Genomic DNA, 17,708 nt, shown 5'->3' with positions numbered 1-17,708 from the left:
ATTTTCCGGCAAAGTAGTCCCGTGCACTCACCGTCCGGCGTGGAGCTGGCCGGGCTGGCGAGCCTACTGGTCGCGGTCCTGGCCGTGGCGCTGCTGGGCGAGTCCGGCCGCCGGCACACCGGGGCGCCACGCCGCGCCCACCTGCTGCTGGCCCTCGGGGGCGCCGTGGTCACGGCCGCCGCGCTGGCCGGGACGCTCAGCGCGCTGTTGCTGCCGCACGCGGCGGCCCAGGCGCACCGGCAGATGCTCGGGCAGGCCGTCGCCGTGGGCATGGCGCTGGGCACGGTGATCCTGCTGACCGGGACACTGGTGCTCCCAGGCGCCGCGGAAAGCCCCGGAGCGGCCCTGCGGCACCTGCTCGACGGACTGGTCATCGCGGCCGCGGGCTGCTTCGTGGGCTGGGTGCTGTTCTCCCCGCCGACCCGCATCCTCGGCGACCACACGCCGTACGGGTGCCTGGCGCTGATCCTGCCCGCCAGCATGGCCGTGGTGGCCTCGGGGCTGACCGTGGTGCTCGGCATGCACGCGTACCGGCCGCGGACGGTCACGGTGTGGGTGGCTGCCGGGGTGAGCGTGGTGGCGGTCGCGGCGACCGGGCTCTCCGGCGGGATCTGCCGGGCCTCCAGCGTGGTGTCGCTGCTGGCCGCGCTGGCGTTGTCCGTGGGCCTGCTGGTGGTGGCCCGCGCGGTGAAGGTCGCCGACCGGCCGGTGCTGGTCACCGGCGACGTCACCCAGCGCGGAACGGCGTACGCGTTCGTGCCGATGCTCGGGATGGTCGGCTCCGCGGCCTGGCACTACGGCAACGGCGGCAAGGTCGCCGCGTACGGGCTGGCCGCCGCGAGCGTCGAGGGTTTCGCGCTGGTCGCCCGGCAGTACCTGGCCCTGGTCGACGTGAAGCGCTACACGTTGCAGCTGCGCCAGCGGGAGGCGCACTTCCGGGAGCTGGCGCACACCGACCCGCTGACCGGTCTGGCCAACCGGCGGGGGCTGCTGCGGGCCCTGCGCGAGCAGGAGGTCAGCGGGCGCCCCCGGGTGCTGATCGGCATCGACCTGGACGGCTTCAAGAACGTCAACGACATGCGCGGCCACGACGTCGGCGACGACGTGCTGGCTCAGGTGGGTGTCCGGCTGCGGGCCAACCTGCTGCCCGGTGACGTGGCCGCCCGGCTGGGCGGCGACGAGTTCGCGGTGCTGATGACCGCCAACCCGGACGAGGCGATGCTGGCCGCGAAGCGGCTGCTGGCGGTGCTGGGCGAGCCGTACGAGGTGGGTGACGCCTCGGTGTTCCTGTCGGCCAGCGTCGGGGTGGCCGGTCGCCCAGGCCCCGGCGACACCGGGGCGCTGATGCGCGACACCGACCTGGCGTTGCGGTACGCGAAGCAGCGCGGCAAGAACCGGGTCGAGCGCTACCAGAAGCGCTACGACGAGCTGCTGCGCCGGCACAGCGTGCTGGAGACCGAGCTGCGGCACGCGATCGCCCGCGACCAGTTGCGGCTGGTGTTCCAGCCGGTGGTGGCGCTGCCCTCGATGCGGATCGTGGGCGCCGAGGCGCTGCTGCGCTGGTACCACCCGGAGCTGGGTGCGGTGCGGCCGGACGAGTTCATCCCGGTGGCCGAGGAATCCGGCCTGATCAACCGGCTGGGCGCGTGGGTGCTGCAACAGTCGTGCCGGCAGCTGTCCCGGTGGCTCGCGGCGGGCCACGACGTGTGGGTCTCGGTGAACCTGTCGCCCAGGGAACTGCACGCCGCCGACTATGCGGGCCAGGTGGCGGACGCGCTGGAGGAGCACGGCGTGCCCGCGCAGCGCCTGGTGCTGGAGGTCACCGAGCACGCCGTGGCCACGGACATGGACGAGTTGATCGCCCGCCTCGGTGAGCTGCGCGCCACCGGGGTGCGGATCGCGCTGGACGACTTCGGCGCGGGGTATTCCTCGCTCGGGCAGCTGCGCAACCTCCCGGTCGACATTCTCAAGATCGACCACGCGCTGGTGGCGGAGCCGGAGTCCCGGACGGGCATGGCGGCCCCGCTGGTCGACGTGGTGGTCCGGCTCGGGCACCGGCTGGGCCTGGAGGTGCTGGCCGAGGGGATCGGCACCCCCGCGCAACGCGCGGTCGTGGAGGACGCGGGCTGCCGGCTCGGGCAGGGGTCGCTGTTCGGCTGGGGGGTGCCCGCCGAGCACCTCGAAGTGCAGTTGCGCACACTGCGCTCCGGTGCCGCGCGCCCGGCTCCCGCGCCCCGCGCGGCGGCCTCCCCGGGCGGACCGGCGCGCAGCCAGGTGATCATGCTTGGGCCGGGGATTCGGCAGGTCAGGGCACTGCTGCCCACCGATCCCGCGTTCGCCGCTCCGCCGGGTGACCAGGATGTGGGATCAGTTGACTCAGCGCATGAGATCGGGCAGTCTTGACGGCATGTCGAAGGACTGGTCTTCCCGAGTACTTACATGAGCGCGCTGTCTCTCACGCCTAACCGGCGGGGATAGCGCGCAAGGTCCCGTGCACCCAGTGCACGAGGGCCTTTTTTGTTGGGCAGAACCCGCACCACCCGGACCCGCGCAGCAGTCTGCGCCGCCACCGAAGCACCACCGAACGAAGGTCTGATCGCCATGACGAGACCCACGCCAGAGACGCTCGCCAACCGTGCTCACGCCGCCGCGCCCAGCCCCGCCACGGTCGCGGCGGCCGTCGGCGCCGCGGCGGTAGCCACGGTGTCGCCGACCCCGACCACCGGGGCCGGATCGCTCGTGCGTTCGCTGGAGGCGCTCGGGGTCGAGGTGGCGTTCGGGATCCCGGGCGGGGCGATCCTGCCGGCGTACGACCCGCTGTTCGACTCGAAGGTGCGGCACATCCTCGTCCGGCACGAGCAGGGCGCGGGCCACGCCGCCACCGGGTACGCGCAGGCCACCGGCAAGGTCGGCGTGTGCGTCGCGACCAGCGGGCCGGGCGCCACGAACCTGGTGACCCCGATCGCGGACGCGTACATGGACTCGGTGCCGATCGTCGCGATCACCGGCCAGGTGCCGCGCCCCGCGATCGGCACGGACGCCTTCCAGGAGGCGGACATCCAGGGCATCACCCTGCCGATCACCAAGCACAACTTCCTGGTGCAGAGCGCCGAGGAGATCCCGCGGGTGCTGGCCGAGGCGTTCCACCTGGCCGCCACGGGCCGTCCCGGCCCGGTGCTGGTGGACATCCCCAAGGACGTGCTGCAGGCGCAGACCACGTTCACCTGGCCGCCCACCCTGGACCTGCCGGGCTACCGGCCCACGCTGCACCCGCACGGCAAGCAGATCCGCGAGGCGGCCCGGCTGATCGCCGCCGCCAAACGCCCGGTCCTGTACGTCGGCGGCGGCGTGCTCAAGGCCGGTGCCACCGACGGGCTGCGCAAGCTGGCCGAGCTGACCGGCATCCCGGTGGTCACCACGCTGATGGGGATCGGCGCGTTCCCGGACTCGCACCCCCAGCACCTCGGCATGCCCGGCATGCACGGCACGGTCCCCGCGGTGTACGCGCTGCAGAAGGCCGACCTGCTGGTCACGCTCGGCGCCCGCTTCGACGACCGGGTCACCGGCAAGCTGGACTCGTTCGCCCCGGACGCCAAGGTGGTGCACGCCGACATCGACCCGGCCGAGATCGGCAAGAACCGGCACGCGGACGTCCCGATCGTCGGCGACGCGCGGCACGTCATCGACGAGCTGATCGCGGCGGTCTCCGGTTCGGCGGGTGGCACCGGGGCGTACGCGCCCTGGTGGGCGCAGCTGGACGACCTGCGCCAGCGTTACCCGCTCGGCTACGACGAGCCGACCGACGGCACCCTCGCCCCGCAGTACGTCATCGAGCGGATCGGCGCGCTGGTCGGCCCGGAGGCGGTCTACGTGGCCGGGGTCGGCCAGCACCAGATGTGGGCGTCGCAGTTCATCAAGTACGAGAAGCCGGGTACCTGGCTCAACTCGGGCGGCGCCGGGACCATGGGCTACGCCGTGCCCGCCGCGATGGGCGCCAAGGTCGGCAGGCCGCAGACCGCGGTGTGGGCGATCGACGGTGACGGCTGCTTCCAGATGACCAACCAGGAGCTGGCCACCTGCGCCCTGGAGGGCATCCCGATCAAGGTGGCGGTCATCAACAACGGCAACCTGGGCATGGTCCGCCAGTGGCAGACCCTGTTCTACGAGGGCCGGTACTCCAACACGGAGCTGGGCACCCACAAGCACCGGATCCCGGATTTCGTGAAGCTGGCCGAGGCGCTGGGCTGCGTCGGCATGCGCTGCGAGTCCAAGGACGACGTGGACAAGGTCATCAAGGCGGCGATGGAGATCGACGACGCCCCGGTGGTCATCGACTTCACCGTCGGCAAGGACGCCATGGTGTGGCCCATGGTCGCGGCCGGCACCAGCAACGACGAAATCATGTTCGCCCGGGACGTGCGCCCGAACTTCGACGACGACGACCTGTGAGTTAGGGACATTCTCATGACCATGCACACCCTCTCCGTGCTCGTGGAGAACAAGCCCGGCGTGCTGGCCCGGGTGTCCGGCCTGTTCTCGCGGCGCAGCTTCAACATCCACTCGCTGGCGGTCGGGGAGACCGAGAACCCGGACGTCTCCCGGATCACCATCGTGGTCAACGCCGACTCCTCTCCGCTGGAGCAGGTGACCAAGCAGCTCAACAAGCTGGTGAACGTACTGAAGATCGTGGAACTTGATCCGAACCAGTCGGTGCAGCGCGAGCTGCTGCTGGTCAAGGTGCGTGCGGACCGGGCCGTGCGTAGCCAGGTCATGGAGACTGTCGACCTGTTCCGGGCGCGCGTGATCGACGTCGCGCCGGACACCCTCACGATCGAGGCGACCGGCACGGCCGACAAGCTGGAGGCACTCCTGCGTGATCTGGAGCCGTTCGGCATCAAGGAGATGGTGCAGTCCGGCATGGTCGCCATCGGGCGTGGTTCCCGGTCCATCACCACCGGCCCGGCGCTGCGCGCCGCCTGAGAAGTCCGCGCGGCACCGGTGCCGCAGTTCCACCGTGCCCGTTGCGGCACGTCGACACATGTCATTTGAGAGGAAGTCATGACCGCTGAGGTGTTCTACGACGGCGACGCCGACCTGTCCATCATCGCCGGACGCAAGGTCGCCGTCATCGGGTACGGCAGCCAGGGCCACGCGCACTCGCTGTCGCTGCGCGACTCGGGCGTCGACGTGGTGGTCGGCCTGCAGGAGGGCTCGAAGAGCCGGGCCAAGGCCGAGGAGCAGGGGCTGAAGGTGCTCACCCCCGCCGAGGCGTCTGCGTGGGCTGACGTGATCATGCTGCTGGCCCCCGACACCGCCCAGCGCAAGATCTACACCGAGTCGATCGCCCCGAACCTGACCGCGGGCAAGGCGCTGTTCTTCGGCCACGGCCTGAACATCCGGTTCGGGCTCATCCAGCCCCCGGCCGATGTGGACGTGGCGATGGTCGCCCCCAAGGGCCCCGGCCACCTGGTGCGCCGCCAGTACTCCGACGGCAAGGGCGTGCCCGCCCTGGTCGCGGTGGAGCAGGACGCCACGGGCGGCGCGCTCGCGCTGGCCCTGTCGTACGCGAAGGCCATCGGCGGCACCCGGGCGGGCGTCATCAAGACCACGTTCAAGGAGGAGACGGAGACCGACCTGTTCGGCGAGCAGGCGGTGCTCTGCGGCGGCACCGCCGCGCTGGTGCAGACCGGCTTCGAGGTGCTCACCGAGGCGGGGTACGCCCCGGAGATCGCGTACTTCGAGTGCCTGCACGAGCTGAAGCTGATCGTCGACCTCATGTACGAGGGCGGCATCTCCCGGATGCGCTACAGCGTCTCGGACACCGCCGAGTTCGGCGACTACGTCTCCGGCCCGCGGGTGATCAACGCGGAGACCAAGCAGGAGATGAAGCGGATCCTCGCCGACATCCAGTCCGGCGAGTTCACCCGCCGCCTCATCGCCGACGACGAGGCCGGTGCTCCGGAGCTGAAGAAGTACCGCGAGCAGGGCGCCGAGCACCCGATCGAGGTGACCGGCAAGAAGCTGCGCGCCATGATGAGCTGGGTGGACCGGCCGATCACCGAAACCGCCTGACAACTGCTCCGCGAAACGCCCGGCCGCACGTGCGGCCGGGCGTTTCGTCTTCCGTGGGTTCGACGGCCGGGCCGCGGCGCGTCTGCCCCGCCGCCGATCGACCGCCGCACGATCCCGCGTGCGGCGGCCGTAAGGTTACGAGTATGTGACCGCGGTCACGTTGGGATGACACCATGTCCACGCCGGACACCCGCATACGATCGCGCAAGAGGGCCGGTCGCCGACGGCCTGCGAGCCGGTTGGAGACGCATGACTCCCGTCGTACTGATCGCCGAGGAACTCGCCCCCGCCGCCATCGACGTGCTGGCCACCGACTTCGAGGTACGCCACGTCGACGGCACAGACCGGGCCGCCCTGCTGGCCGGGCTGGCCGACGCGGACGCGGTCCTCGTGCGCAGCGCCACCCGGATCGACGCCGAGGCGATCGCCGCGGCACCCCGGCTGACGGTGGTGGCCCGCGCGGGCGTGGGACTGGACAACGTGGACGTGGCCGCCGCCACGGCCCGGGGCGTGATGGTCGTCAACGCGCCCACCTCGAACATCATCTCCGCCGCGGAGCAGGCCATCGCCCTGCTGCTGGCGGTCGCCCGGCACACCGCCAGCGCCAGCGCGTCGCTGAAGCAGGGCGAGTGGAAGCGCGCCCGGTTCACCGGGGTCGAGGTCGCGGGCAAGACCGTCGGGGTGGTCGGGCTGGGCCGCATCGGGGTGTTGTTCGCGCAGCGGATGGCGGCGTTCGGCACCCGGCTCATCGCGTACGACCCGTACGTCCAGCCCGCGCGGGCCGCGCAGCTCGGGGTGCGCCTGGTGGGGCTGGACGAGCTGCTGCGCGACAGCGACTTCATCTCCATCCACCTGCCGCGTACCCCGGAGACGGTCGGCCTGATCGGGGAGAAGGAGCTGGCCACGGTCAAGCCCGGGGTGCGGATCGTCAACGCGGCGCGCGGCGGCCTGATCGACGAGCACGCCCTGGCGGCCGCGCTGGCCGAGGGCCGGGTCGCGGGAGCGGGGCTGGACGTGTTCACGGCCGAGCCGATCACCTCCTCGCCGCTGTTCGCGTTCGAGAACGTGGTGGTCACCCCGCACCTGGGCGCGTCCACCGTGGAGGCGCAGGACAAGGCCGGCCTCGCCGTCGCCCGTAGCGTGAAGCTGGCCCTGGAGGGCGAGTTCGTGCCGGACGCGGTCAACGTGCAGGCGGGCGGCGTGGTGGACGAGGACGTCCGGCTGCTGCTGCCGCTGGCCGAGAAGCTGGGCAAGGTCTTCACGGCCGTGGCGGGTGGCGTGGCGGCGAACGTGACGGTCGAGGTGTGCGGCGAGATCGTGTCCCACGACGTCGCGGTGCTCAAGCTCGCCGCCACCAAGGGGCTGTTCTCCGCGGTCGTCGAGGAGCAGGTCACGTACGTCAACGCACCCAAGCTGGCCGCCGACCGCGGGGTCGACGTCCAGCTGGTCACCAGCGACGAGGAGTGCGATCACCACAACCTGGTGACCGTACGCGGGGCCCTGCCGGACGGGCGCACCGTGAGTGTCGCGGGCACGGTCACGGTGACCGGCACCCGCGAGACCCGCCGGCTCACCGCGGTGGACGGCTTCGACCTGGAGCTGAGCCCGGAGGGGGTGCTGCTGTTCTTCCGGTACGCGGACCGCCCCGGCGTGGTCGGCGCGATCGGGACCATCCTGGGCGCCGCCGGGCTGAACATCGCCGCCATGCAGGTGGCCCGCCGGGAGGCGGGCGGCGAGGCGCTGATGGCGTTGACGGTCGACTCCTCCGTGGACGCCGAGCTGCTCTCCGCGGTGGAGGCCGCGATCGGCTCGTCCCGCGGCAGCATCGTCGACCTGCGCGAGGACTGACCCGGCCCCTAATACCCCGGCCCCTAGTGCACCCGGGCGGGCGGCGGGTACACCGTGCCGTCCTGCAGGTCCAGCAGGTCCAGGTTCAGCTCCCTGGCAAGCCGTTCGATGGTCTCCAGCACGACGTCGGGGCAGTTCTCGTCGAGCCGCATCTGGATGTGGTCGGCGGCGGCGTGCAGCGGAGCGGCGGCCCACGGCGAGCCGGGTGCCTTGGCGCGCTGCCCCCGGTCGGGGTATTCGCGGGTCAGTGCGTCGTAGAAGGCGACGACGCGGGGGTCGGCGGGGCGCTGCGGGTGCTCGCCACGGGCGCACCGCGCGTTGGCCGCCCGCACCGCGTCCGGCATGTCCGTGTTGTCCATGGCCCACACCACGAGGTCGAAACTCACCGGCGGATGATGCCACCGCCATCCGGCATGATTGCGGATCCTTGCGGCGACACGCGGGGGATGCGTCTTGCGTGACATAAGTCCGCATCGCTAGCGTTAGTCCTGCCGCACGGCCGGGCCGGGCTCGTCTTCGGGTGACGCGTTCGAGTGCTGTCCGCGCGGCGAACAACCCCGGCGGGTGTGTACTCGTCGTGACGGCCCCCGCGATCCTTGCCATGATCCGCGGGGGCTGTTCGCGTCCGCCCCCTGAACGACTACTCGGCCGTATCGTGGGACCGCCGTACCGGAGATCGGGACACGCGGTTAGGCTCCTCGAGTCGGGAGCAGACCGAGGGAGTGGACGTGACGGTGGCGCGGATCGCGGTGGTGGCCGGTGACGGCATCGGGACCGAGGTGACCGCACAGGCCCGCAAGGTCATCGACGCCGTGCTCCCCGGCCTCGCGTACTCGGAGTACGACCTCGGCGCCCGCCTGTACAACCGCACCGGAGAGATCCTGCCGGACAGCGTCCAGCAGGAGCTGGCGGGCCACGACGCGATCCTGCTCGGCGCCATCGGCGACCCCAGCGTCCCGCCCGGCGTGCTGGAGCGCGGCCTGCTGCTGAAGCTCCGCTTCGACTTCGACCAGTACGTCAACCTGCGCCCGTCCCGGCTCTGGCCCGGCACCACCAGCCCGCTGGCCGGGGTGAAGCCCGGCGAGATCGACATGGTCGTGGTCCGCGAGGGCACCGAGGGCCTGTACGTCGGCGCCGGCGGTGTCCTGCACCGCGACACCCCCGCGGAGATCGCCACCGAGGAGAGCCTGAACACCCGGCACGGCGTCGAACGGGTCATCCGCGACGCGTTCGCCCGGGCCGCGCGCCGCGAGCGCCGCCACCTGACCCTGGTGCACAAGACCAACGTGCTGACCCACGCGGGCGGCCTGTGGGCGCGCACCTTCGCCGCGGTCGCCGCGGAGTTCCCGCAGGTCACCACGGAGTACCAGCACATCGACGCGGCCAGCATGTTCATGGTCAGCAACCCGCAGCGCTACGACGTCATCGTGACGGACAACCTGTTCGGGGACATCCTCACCGACATCGCCGCGGCCGTCACCGGCGGCATCGGCATGGCGGCCAGCGGCTCGGTCAACCCCGAGCGGCAGTACCCGTCGACGTTCGAGCCGGTGCACGGCTCCGCGCCGGACATCGCGGGCCAGGGCATCGCCGACCCGGCGGCGGCCATCCTCTCCGCCGCCCTGCTGCTGGAACATCTCGGCCGCCCGGATGAGGCCCGCCGAGTATCCGAGGCGGTCGCGGCCGAGGTCGCGTCCCGCACGCCGGGCGCGCCGCTGCGTACCGCCGAGGTCGGGGACCGGGTCGCCGCCACCGCGGCCGCCTGAGCGGTCCCACCCGAGCCCAACTCTGCGCACCTCCCGGCCGTTAACCCGGCCGGTAGTCGACGCATGCCCCGCCGTGGTCGGCATGAACGACCGTTCGGGGTAAGTTCATGGGCACCACGGGTGCCCCCCACGCTCGCTCATTCATGAAGAAAGCAGGTCACGTGCCATGAGTGGTGGTGACAACCTCGATTTCGAGATCCGTCCGCATGCCGCGCCGGTAGCCGACGCGCAGCGCACCGCGATGCTGGCCAACCCCGGCTTCGGGCAGGTCTTCACGGACCACATGGTCACCATCCGCTACGCCGACGGCAAAGGGTGGTACGACCCCCGGGTCGAGGCGCGCGCCCCGATCGCGATGGACCCGGCCAGCGCGGTACTGCACTACGCCCAGGAGATCTTCGAAGGGCTGAAGGCGTACACGACCCCGGACGGCGGGGTCGCGATGTTCCGGCCCGACGCGAACGCGGCCCGGTTCGCCGCCTCGGCGCAGCGGATGGCCATGCCGGCGCTGCCGACCAGCATGTTCCTCGAGTCGCTGCGCCAGATCATCCGCATCGACCGGCAGTGGCTGCCGCAGATCGAGGACGGCAGTCTCTACCTGCGCCCGTTCGCGTTCGCCTCCGAGGTGTTCCTCGGCGTGCGCCCCGCCCGGGAGTACCTCTACCTGGTCATCGCGTCGCCCGCGGGCGCGTACTTCAGCGGCGGGCTCAAGCCGGTCACCTTATGGGTCTCCCCGGACTACACCCGGGCCGCGCCCGGGGGCACCGGCGCGGCCAAGTGCGGCGGCAACTACGCGGCCGGGCTGGCCGCCCAGGCGGAGGCCATCGAGCACGGCTGCGACCAGGTGGTGTACCTGGACGCGGTGGAGCGGACGTACATCGACGAGCTGGGCGGGATGAACATCTTCTTCGTCCTGGACGACGGCACCCTGGTCACCCCGCCGCTGACCGGCACGATCCTGCCCGGCATCACCCGCGAATCGGTCATCAAGCTGGCCGAGAAGGCCGGACGCCGGGTCGAGGAACGCAAGGTGAGCTTCGAGGAGTGGCGTACCGGCGCCGCATCCGGCCAGATCCGGGAGGCGTTCGCCTGTGGCACCGCCGCGGTCATCACCCCGATCGGCACGGTCCGCTTCCCGGACGGCGAGTTCACCGTCGCCGACGGCGACACCGGCCCGGTGACCGCCGCGCTACGGCAGGAGCTGGTCGACATCCAGCGCGGCCGCGCGGCGGACCCGTTCGGCTGGGTACACCGCGTGATCTGAACTGGTGCGCCGCGCGCCCGTCACCGGGCGCGCGGCGGTCAGTTCTCCAGCAGGTGACCGCGCAACGACGTGATGTCGGAGTCGGTGATACCGATGTCGCGCGCGTACTGCTCGACCGAGCCGTGCCGCTCCCGCAGATCCGCCAGGAACAGCAGCATGGCCGCCGCGGGCGAGTCGAACATGTGCTCGTTGCCCTGTACCACCTCGGGGTTGGTGCGCAGCAGGTGTGCCGTCAGCGACGCCATCGCCGGCTCCGTCAGCGCGTAGTCGGCGGCGATGTCCGCGTCGGACACCCCGAGCAGCGCCAGGGCCAGCGCGCACACCGTGCCCGTACGGTCCTTGCCGGCCATGCAGTGCACCACCACCGGCGCCGCCTCCGGGTCGGCCAGGATCCGCAGCGACTCGGCGAGCGCCTTCTGGCCGTCCTCGGTGAAGTTCAGGTACCGGTCGGCCAGCCAGCGTTCGTGCACCGTGCCCTCGGGGTACGCGACCTGCTCCCAGTCGACGTGCTCCAGCACGACGTTGCGGTAGTCCAGGCCGTCGCTGTGCGGCACCCGGCCGTGCCGCGCCACCTCGAACGGCCGCCGCAGGTCGATGACCGTGCGCACCCCGAGTGCCGTGAACGCCGCCGCGTCCGCGTCGCCGATCCGGTGCAGCGAGTCCGCGCGGAACAGCCGCCGCCAGCGCACCGTCCGGCCGCCGAGCCCGGCGTAGCCGCCCACGTCGCGGAAGTTGTAGTTCGTCGAGAAGTCCAGGTTCCGGGGATACGGTTCCGCTGCCACCCTGACAACCTAACCGGCGCGCTCCCGCCCCTTGCAAGGACCGACTTCAGCGAGCGGGGCGAGGGCTGGAGTCCCGGATTCTGGACTTAGGCCCCATCTCCGCGCCGTTGGTGGCATGCTTCCTTGCGTGACCCACTCCGTGCTGATTATTCGCACCTAGCGCGCCGGCCGACCGTTTCGCCGACGCGCAGACCTCCCGCATCCGCGGGGGGTCTTTTTGTTGTGGCTCACCCGCCTGCAGAAAGGACATCCGCCATGACCTACCAGGTGTTCGACACGACGCTGCGCGACGGCGGGCAGCGCGAGGGGATCAGCTACTCGGTCGCCGACAAGCTGGCGGTGGCCCGGCTGCTGGACGAATTCGGGGTGGGCTTCATCGAGGGCGGTTGGCCGGGCGCGATGCCCAAGGACACGGAGTTCTTCCGGCGGGCCCGTACCGAGCTGGACCTGAAGCACGCGGTGCTGGTGGCGTTCGGTGCGACCCGCAAGGCCGGGGTGGAGGTCGCCGAGGATCCGCAGGTGCAGGCGCTGCTGGACGCCGAGACCCCGGTGGTGTGCGTGGTGGCCAAATCCGACATCCGGCACGTCGAACGGGCCCTGCGCACCACCGGCGAGGAGAACCTGGCCATGGTCCGCGACACCGTGGCACACCTGGTGGCCAACGGGCGCCGCGCGTTCGTCGACTGCGAGCACTTCTTCGACGGCTTCCGCCACGACCCCGACTACACCGCCTCGGTGGTGCGCGCGGCGTTCGACGCGGGCGCCGAACGGGTCGTCATGTGCGACACCAACGGCGGCATGCTGCCCTCCCTGGTTACCGCCGCCATCAACGACGTCGTGCAGCGGGCCGGGGTGAGCCCGGACGCACTCGGCATCCACTGCCAGAACGACACGTCGTGCGCGGTCGCGAACACCATCGCCGCGGTCGAGGCGGGCGTCAAACACTTCCAGTGCACCGCCAACGGGTACGGCGAACGGCCCGGCAACGCCGACCTGTTCGCGGTCGTCGCGAACCTCCAACTCAAGCTCGGGCTGAAGGTCCTACCGGACGGATGCCTGGAACAGGCGACGCGGGTCTCCAACGCGCTCGCCGAGATCGCCAACATCGCCCCCGACACCCACCAGGCCTATGTCGGGGCCGCCGCTTTCGCTCACAAGGCGGGGCTGCACGCGAGCGCGATCAAGGTGGATCCGGTGCTCTACAACCACGTCGACCCGAAGGTTGTAGGTAACGACATGCGGATCCTGGTGACGGAGATGGCCGGCCGGGCCAGCATCGAGCTCAAGAGCCGCGAGCTCGGGCTGGACCTGGCCGGCCACCCGGAGGCGCTGACCACGGTCACGCAGAAGGTCAAGGACCTGGAGGCGGGCGGCTGGTCGTTCGAGGCCGCGGACGCCTCCTTCGAGCTGCTGGTGCGCGGCGAGCTGCCCGGCGAGGCCCTGGTCCGGCCGTTCACCCTGGAGTCGTACCGGGTGCAGGTCGAACACCGCGAGGACGGCGCGGTGGTCTCGGAGGCCACGGTCAAGGTCCGGGTACGCGGCGAGCGGGTCATCGCCACCGCCGAGGGCAACGGCCCGGTCAACGCGCTCGACGAGGCGCTACGGGTGGCGCTGTCCAAGCATTACCCGCAGCTGCGTACGTTCGAGCTGGCTGACTACAAGGTGCGCATCCTGGAGGGCTCGCACGGCACCGGGGCGGTCACCCGGGTGCTGCTGGAGACGACCGACGGCCCCCGGGAGTGGACCACGGTCGGCGTCCACGAGAACGTCGTCGAGGCGAGCTGGCATGCCCTCACCGACGCCCTCACGTACGGCCTGTCCCGCTCCACCACGCCCGCCTGATCCGGCACACCCCGGGCCCGGTCTGCTTATCCGGGCCCGGCGGCGCTGTCCCGGTCCGGGCGGCCGGGCTTGGGCTGGCCGGGCCGGGGCGGGGCCGGTCTTGGGACTACGGGGTCGGGAGGCGCAGGTCGGCGAGGACCGCGCGGTGGTCGCTGCGGGGCAGGGCGTGGACCGAGACTCCGGCCACCCCGATGCGCTCGTCCGCGAGGACGTGGTCGATCGTCACCGGCGGCAGCGGGTGGTCCGCGTACGGCCCCCACGTGCCGATCAGACCCTTGCCGGAGGCGTCGGCCGCGTCGCGGTAGCCGTGCGCGATCACGGCCCGCAGCGCCTTGTGGTCCAGCGTCGAGTTGAAGTCGCCCATCAGGATGCGGACCGGGCCGCTCCCGTCGGCGTACGGCTGGGCCTCCAGGTCGGAACGCCACCTGTCGAGCACGTCGACGGCGAACGGCGCCAGCGGGTGCGCGGACTCCACCACCACCGGCCGGGCGCCGGGCGGCTGGACAGTCCCGTACGCCTGCTGGAAGCCGCCCTTGTTGTGGCGCACGCCCGGCGCGGTGATCGGGTACCGGGAGTACAGCGCCGAGCCGGTGGTGTCGAACGGGTCGGTGCCGACCGGCATCGCCAGCGACGAGTACGGCAGCAGCTGGTCCAGCCCCGCCGCGGTGAGTGCCGATCGGGCCGCGCCCGTGTACTCCTGCAACGCCAGCACGGCCACGTCGTTCTCGCGGACCAGCCGGACGATCGTGGCCGGGTCGGCCTTGCCCATGAGCATGTTGGCGGTCAGCACGTGCACGGGGACGCCGGTCTGCGGGCCAGGGTCGTGGTCGGCCATGGAGCGCGGCAGCACGCAGGCGATCAGCAGCGCGGCGCTGACCGTGGCGACCGCGGCCGTCAGCCAGCGGCGGGCGGCGAACGCCAGCAGGGCGGGCACCACGGCCCATGCCGCCACGTACGGGGTGAATGCGAACAACTGCACCAGCGCTCCGCGCTCCCACCCGCCGAACCGGACGACCGCCCACGCGGCGCCGGGCAGCAGCAGCACCCACAGCAGCACGGTGCGCAGCACTCTGCGGGCCGGGCGGGTCGTGGGGGGTGAGCTGGTGAGGGTCATGGCGCGACGTTATCCGGTGTCCGCCATGTCGCCCGAATCGCGGGAGATCCGTCACACCCGCGCCCACGCCATCCGTCACACCCGCGCCCACGCCATCCGCCGCGCCCGGACACCGCGGCAACCACCCGGGTCGCCCCGCGCGGGAGCCGCTCCCGACGGGGGAGCGGCACGGCCCCCGTGAACCGTGCCGCCGATCCCCGGCGCGTGCCCGGCCGGGCACACCGTCACCGGTACGGGTTGAAGCCCTGCGCTGCCATCACGAACCATGAGGTGGCGCCCACGTGCTGGCGCTGGAAGTAGCCGAACAGGAATCCGGTGTCGAACGCGCTGCTGGCGGCGACGATGCCGGACTGCTCCGGCAGCGCGGTGCCGGTCCAGGTGCCGCCCTCGCCCGGGTTGGACAGCCGTCCGTCCGCCGGGTCGGCGGTGAGCCCGACCGTCTGCCCGCCGCCGAGCTGCTCCTGGGCGACGACGGTCTCGCGCAGCAGCCGCCGGGCCTGCGCGCCGTCGCCGGGCCTGCCCCGCTTGAGCAGCGCCAGCGCGGCGTGCCCGTTGCCTTCCAGCCACACCGCGCGGGGGTCGTTGGGCAGGTCGCTGTTGGGCACCGTCCCGGTCGCGGTCTTGGCCGCCGTGCTGAAGGTGACCCCGGACACCTTGACGCCCGGCGGCAGCTGGGAGCCGACGCCGCCGTCGGTGTTCCACAGGTGCTCCAGTGCCCAGTCGACCGCCCCGTCGTGGCAGCGGTCGCCGAGCCCGAGCAGCGCCCAGGTCTGGGTGTCCTCGGCGACGTTGCCGGTGTTGATCTGGTTCGGGTCCTCGCCCGGGTTGCCGCCGAGCGTGCCGGTCCAGAAGTGCCCGCCGGCCGGGTTCCACATGGCCCGGACGAAGTCCGCCGCGACCTCTGCGCGCCCGGCCCACCGCCGGTCCCGGGTGAGCTTGGCGAGCAGCACGAACAGGGCGTACACGTCGATGTTGTGTTCGGTCGCGGTCCAGCGCTGGACGCTGACGCCGTCGGACTGCCGGCCGCCGTGGTAGCCGCCGTACCGGTACGGGGAGGTCTGCTCGGCGATCCACCGGGCCAGCGCGACCGCGCCGTCGAGGTACTTGGCGATCCTGGTGTCGACGTACAGCTGGGCCAGGGCGAGGGCGGTCCATGCCTGGTCGCCGGTGGAGGACCCGCCGAAGCCGAACGGGTACAGCACCGCGGCCTTGCCGTCGGCCCGCTTGAGGCCGGGGAAGTACGGGCCGCCGCCGTAGAAGAGCATCGGGCCCGCGGCGTACGCCTGGCGTACCCGGCCGTCGCTGAACGTCTCGTCGTTGGCCTGGACCCACAGCAGCGCGTCGCCGATGAGCCGGGCGCGGCGCACGTTGGCGACCGTCGGGTTGGCCAGGTAGGCCAGCGCCGCCAGCGCGTTGTCGTACACGAAGGCGCTGGTCATGAGACCGCTCTCGCTGTTGTACGACTGCAGCAGCCGCGGTTCGCCGCCCTTGACGTAGGCGTCCTGCACGACGTCGAGATACCGGTACGCGCGGCTGACCGGCCCGGCCAGGGAGCGGTCGACCAGGTTGCGGGAGGCGTACGTGCCGGCGACCGCGGGGTCCGGGGAGAACAGCGGCGCGGCCATCGTGGCGGCGGCCGCGGCGGCGGGCAGGGCGAGCAGCCGGCGGCGGGAGAGGGGCGCGGCGGGGGTGGGCCGGACGGCGGGCATGGGCGCTCCTGACGGTGTGAGAGCGCTCTCACGAGCGCAGGACGTATTGAAACGCGCCTGTCACGTTCTGGCAACCGGCGACAACGTTGTCATGCCGCATCGAATCCCGGACCGACCGGCCCACCCCCACCTCGCGTAATAGGTTGTGGACCTTTGTCTGTTTGGGCACCATGGCCGTTCCCAAGATCCGAGAGGTGGTCATGATGCGGGTGTTCCTGCGGCCGGACGACGTGCGGCACCTGGCGGCGGAGGTGTTCGGCGCGGACCGGCACCCCGTCGCCCTCGACCGGCTGACCGGCGGCACCAGGAAGGGCGTCTACCGGCTGACGCTGGATGACGCGACATCCGTCGTGCTGTACGTCTGGGCGCCCGCGGAGAACTACTGGCCGGCGTCGGTGACGGTGCCGGACGACCCGTTCACCGGCGCCTCGGGCGCGGAACTGTTCGCCGTGAACCACGCGGCGCTCACCGCCGCCGGCGTGCGGGTCCCGCGGCTGATGCTGCTGGACCGTGACGGCCGGTTCCTCGGCGCCGACCTCGCGATGGTCGAGGACGCGGGCGGGCTGACGCTGGAGGCGCTGATGGCCCGCGACCCCGCCGAGGCTGCCGCGCCGCTGTCCACGCTCGGTGACGCGCTGCGCCGGATGCACACCACGCTCGGCCCCGGCCACGGAAGGCTCGCCGCCCTCACCCGGAACGAGGCGCCGCAGGCCCGCCGCGCCGAAGACATCGTCGTCGACCGGGCACTCCTGCATCTCGACGCGGTGGCGACCCGCGACCCCAGGCTGGCCGACGCGCACCAGCGGATCACCACGCACATCCGTCAGCTCCGCAGTGCCGTCCCGGCCCGCGCGGCATACGGTCTGGTGCACGGCGAACTCGGCCCGGACCATGTGCTGGTCACGCCCGCCGGCGAGCCCGTCATGATCGACTTCGAGGGCCTGACCTACTTCGACATCGAATGGGACCACGCCTTCCTGCAGCTGCGCTTCGGCTCGGCGTACCCGAAGCTGCGCCCGGTCGAGCTCGATCCGCACCGGCTGGAGCTCTACCGGTACGCGCAGGTGCTGTCCCTGATCGAAGGGCCGCTGCGCATCGCGGACACCGACTTCCCGGACCGCCGATGGATGCTGGACCTGGCCGAGGTGAACATCACCAAGGCGCTCGCCGCCGTCGATGTCGCCGCGACGTAGGCCGACGTCCCGGGCCCCGGGGCATGCTCCCGGGGCCCGGCCTCCATTTCGGTCCGGCCCTGCTGCGGTCCGGTCCTGCTGCGGTCCTGTCCTGCTGCGGTCCGGTCCTGCTGCGGTC

At 72.0% G+C, this 17,708-nt stretch carries 13 protein-coding genes; 9 read left to right on the top strand and 4 right to left on the bottom strand.

The features are described from left to right. Positions 1-21: 21 nt before the first annotated feature. The 5 genes from ACMCNO_RS28935 (at position 22) to serA (ending at position 7,920) form a co-directional block, all read left to right on the top strand. Positions 22-2,403 (top strand): putative bifunctional diguanylate cyclase/phosphodiesterase, encoded by a 2,382-nt coding sequence (locus ACMCNO_RS28935; RefSeq protein WP_412752598.1) that lies wholly within the window; start codon positions 22-24, stop codon positions 2,401-2,403. A gap of 198 nt (positions 2,404-2,601) precedes the next feature. Then, positions 2,602-4,449 (top strand): acetolactate synthase large subunit, encoded by a 1,848-nt coding sequence (locus ACMCNO_RS28930; RefSeq protein ID WP_412752597.1) that lies wholly within the window; start codon positions 2,602-2,604, stop codon positions 4,447-4,449. Between the two features lie 15 nt (positions 4,450-4,464). After that, the gene (gene ilvN / locus ACMCNO_RS28925; RefSeq protein WP_412752596.1) at positions 4,465-4,980 is read left to right on the top strand and encodes an acetolactate synthase small subunit; all 516 of its coding nucleotides are present in this window, start codon (positions 4,465-4,467) and stop codon (positions 4,978-4,980) included. 78 nt (positions 4,981-5,058) lie between these two features. After that, a complete protein-coding gene (gene ilvC, locus ACMCNO_RS28920; protein ID WP_412752595.1) occupies positions 5,059-6,072 on the top strand; it encodes a ketol-acid reductoisomerase in 1,014 nt (337 codons plus the stop codon). Between the two features lie 249 nt (positions 6,073-6,321). Next, positions 6,322-7,920 (top strand): phosphoglycerate dehydrogenase, encoded by a 1,599-nt coding sequence (serA, locus tag ACMCNO_RS28915; protein ID WP_412752594.1) that lies wholly within the window; start codon positions 6,322-6,324, stop codon positions 7,918-7,920. A gap of 23 nt (positions 7,921-7,943) precedes the next feature. Here serA and ACMCNO_RS28910 read toward each other — a convergent pair whose 3' ends face one another. Beyond that, positions 7,944-8,306 carry a hypothetical protein gene (locus ACMCNO_RS28910; RefSeq protein WP_412752593.1) on the bottom strand — a complete coding sequence of 121 codons (363 nt, stop codon included), beginning with the start codon at positions 8,304-8,306 and terminating at the stop codon, positions 7,944-7,946. Between the two features lie 348 nt (positions 8,307-8,654). On the opposite strand from ACMCNO_RS28910, the gene ACMCNO_RS28905 reads away from it, so the two are divergent. Further along, positions 8,655-9,686: a 3-isopropylmalate dehydrogenase gene (locus ACMCNO_RS28905; protein ID WP_412753842.1), complete on the top strand. Its 1,032-nt coding sequence runs from the start codon at positions 8,655-8,657 to the stop codon at positions 9,684-9,686. Positions 9,687-9,852: 166 nt separating this feature from the next. Next, entirely contained in the window at positions 9,853-10,950 is a 1,098-nt protein-coding gene (locus ACMCNO_RS28900) for a branched-chain amino acid aminotransferase (RefSeq protein ID WP_412752592.1), read from the top strand. Between the two features lie 38 nt (positions 10,951-10,988). On the opposite strand, the gene ACMCNO_RS28895 is transcribed toward ACMCNO_RS28900, so the two are convergent. Next, positions 10,989-11,732 carry a tyrosine-protein phosphatase gene (locus tag ACMCNO_RS28895; protein ID WP_412752591.1) on the bottom strand — a complete coding sequence of 248 codons (744 nt, stop codon included), beginning with the start codon at positions 11,730-11,732 and terminating at the stop codon, positions 10,989-10,991. Positions 11,733-11,987: 255 nt separating this feature from the next. Between ACMCNO_RS28895 and cimA the strand changes: the two genes are divergently transcribed. Continuing rightward, positions 11,988-13,574, top strand: coding sequence for a citramalate synthase (gene cimA, locus ACMCNO_RS28890; RefSeq protein ID WP_412752590.1), 1,587 nt, complete (start codon positions 11,988-11,990; stop codon positions 13,572-13,574). 106 nt (positions 13,575-13,680) lie between these two features. On the opposite strand, the gene ACMCNO_RS28885 is transcribed toward cimA, so the two are convergent. Both ACMCNO_RS28885 and ACMCNO_RS28880 read right to left on the bottom strand, forming a co-directional pair. After that, positions 13,681-14,688 carry an endonuclease/exonuclease/phosphatase family protein gene (locus tag ACMCNO_RS28885; protein WP_412752589.1) on the bottom strand — a complete coding sequence of 336 codons (1,008 nt, stop codon included), beginning with the start codon at positions 14,686-14,688 and terminating at the stop codon, positions 13,681-13,683. 224 nt (positions 14,689-14,912) lie between these two features. Next, on the bottom strand, positions 14,913-16,397 hold the full coding sequence (locus tag ACMCNO_RS28880; RefSeq protein WP_412752588.1) for a hypothetical protein: 1,485 nt from the start codon (positions 16,395-16,397) through the stop codon (positions 14,913-14,915). A 200-nt stretch (positions 16,398-16,597) separates the two neighbouring features. On the opposite strand from ACMCNO_RS28880, the gene ACMCNO_RS28875 reads away from it, so the two are divergent. After that, positions 16,598-17,590, top strand: coding sequence for a phosphotransferase family protein (locus ACMCNO_RS28875; RefSeq protein WP_412753841.1), 993 nt, complete (start codon positions 16,598-16,600; stop codon positions 17,588-17,590). Positions 17,591-17,708 lie beyond the last annotated feature (118 nt).

Origin of the sequence: Krasilnikovia sp. M28-CT-15, assembly GCF_047159595.1 — a bacterium.
Lineage (GTDB): Bacteria > Actinomycetota > Actinomycetes > Mycobacteriales > Micromonosporaceae > Actinoplanes.
Note: the sequence above shows the minus strand (reverse complement) of the source record. Positions and strands in the feature narration are given on the sequence as shown.

What these genes read in the sequence shown, in the direction of transcription:
- ACMCNO_RS28930 (WP_412752597.1), top strand. Translation starts at nt 2,602, where the DNA reads ATGACGAGACCCACGCCAGAGACGCTCGCCAACCGTGCTCACGCCGCC.
- ilvN (WP_412752596.1), top strand. Translation starts at nt 4,465, where the DNA reads ATGACCATGCACACCCTCTCCGTGCTCGTGGAGAACAAGCCCGGCGTG.
- ilvC (WP_412752595.1), top strand. Translation starts at nt 5,059, where the DNA reads ATGACCGCTGAGGTGTTCTACGACGGCGACGCCGACCTGTCCATCATC.
- serA (WP_412752594.1), top strand. Translation starts at nt 6,322, where the DNA reads ATGACTCCCGTCGTACTGATCGCCGAGGAACTCGCCCCCGCCGCCATC.
- ACMCNO_RS28900 (WP_412752592.1), top strand. Translation starts at nt 9,853, where the DNA reads ATGAGTGGTGGTGACAACCTCGATTTCGAGATCCGTCCGCATGCCGCG.
- cimA (WP_412752590.1), top strand. Translation starts at nt 11,988, where the DNA reads ATGACCTACCAGGTGTTCGACACGACGCTGCGCGACGGCGGGCAGCGC.
- ACMCNO_RS28885 (WP_412752589.1), bottom strand. Translation starts at nt 14,688, where the DNA reads ATGACCCTCACCAGCTCACCCCCCACGACCCGCCCGGCCCGCAGAGTG.
- ACMCNO_RS28880 (WP_412752588.1), bottom strand. Translation starts at nt 16,397, where the DNA reads ATGCCCGCCGTCCGGCCCACCCCCGCCGCGCCCCTCTCCCGCCGCCGG.
- ACMCNO_RS28875 (WP_412753841.1), top strand. Translation starts at nt 16,598, where the DNA reads ATGATGCGGGTGTTCCTGCGGCCGGACGACGTGCGGCACCTGGCGGCG.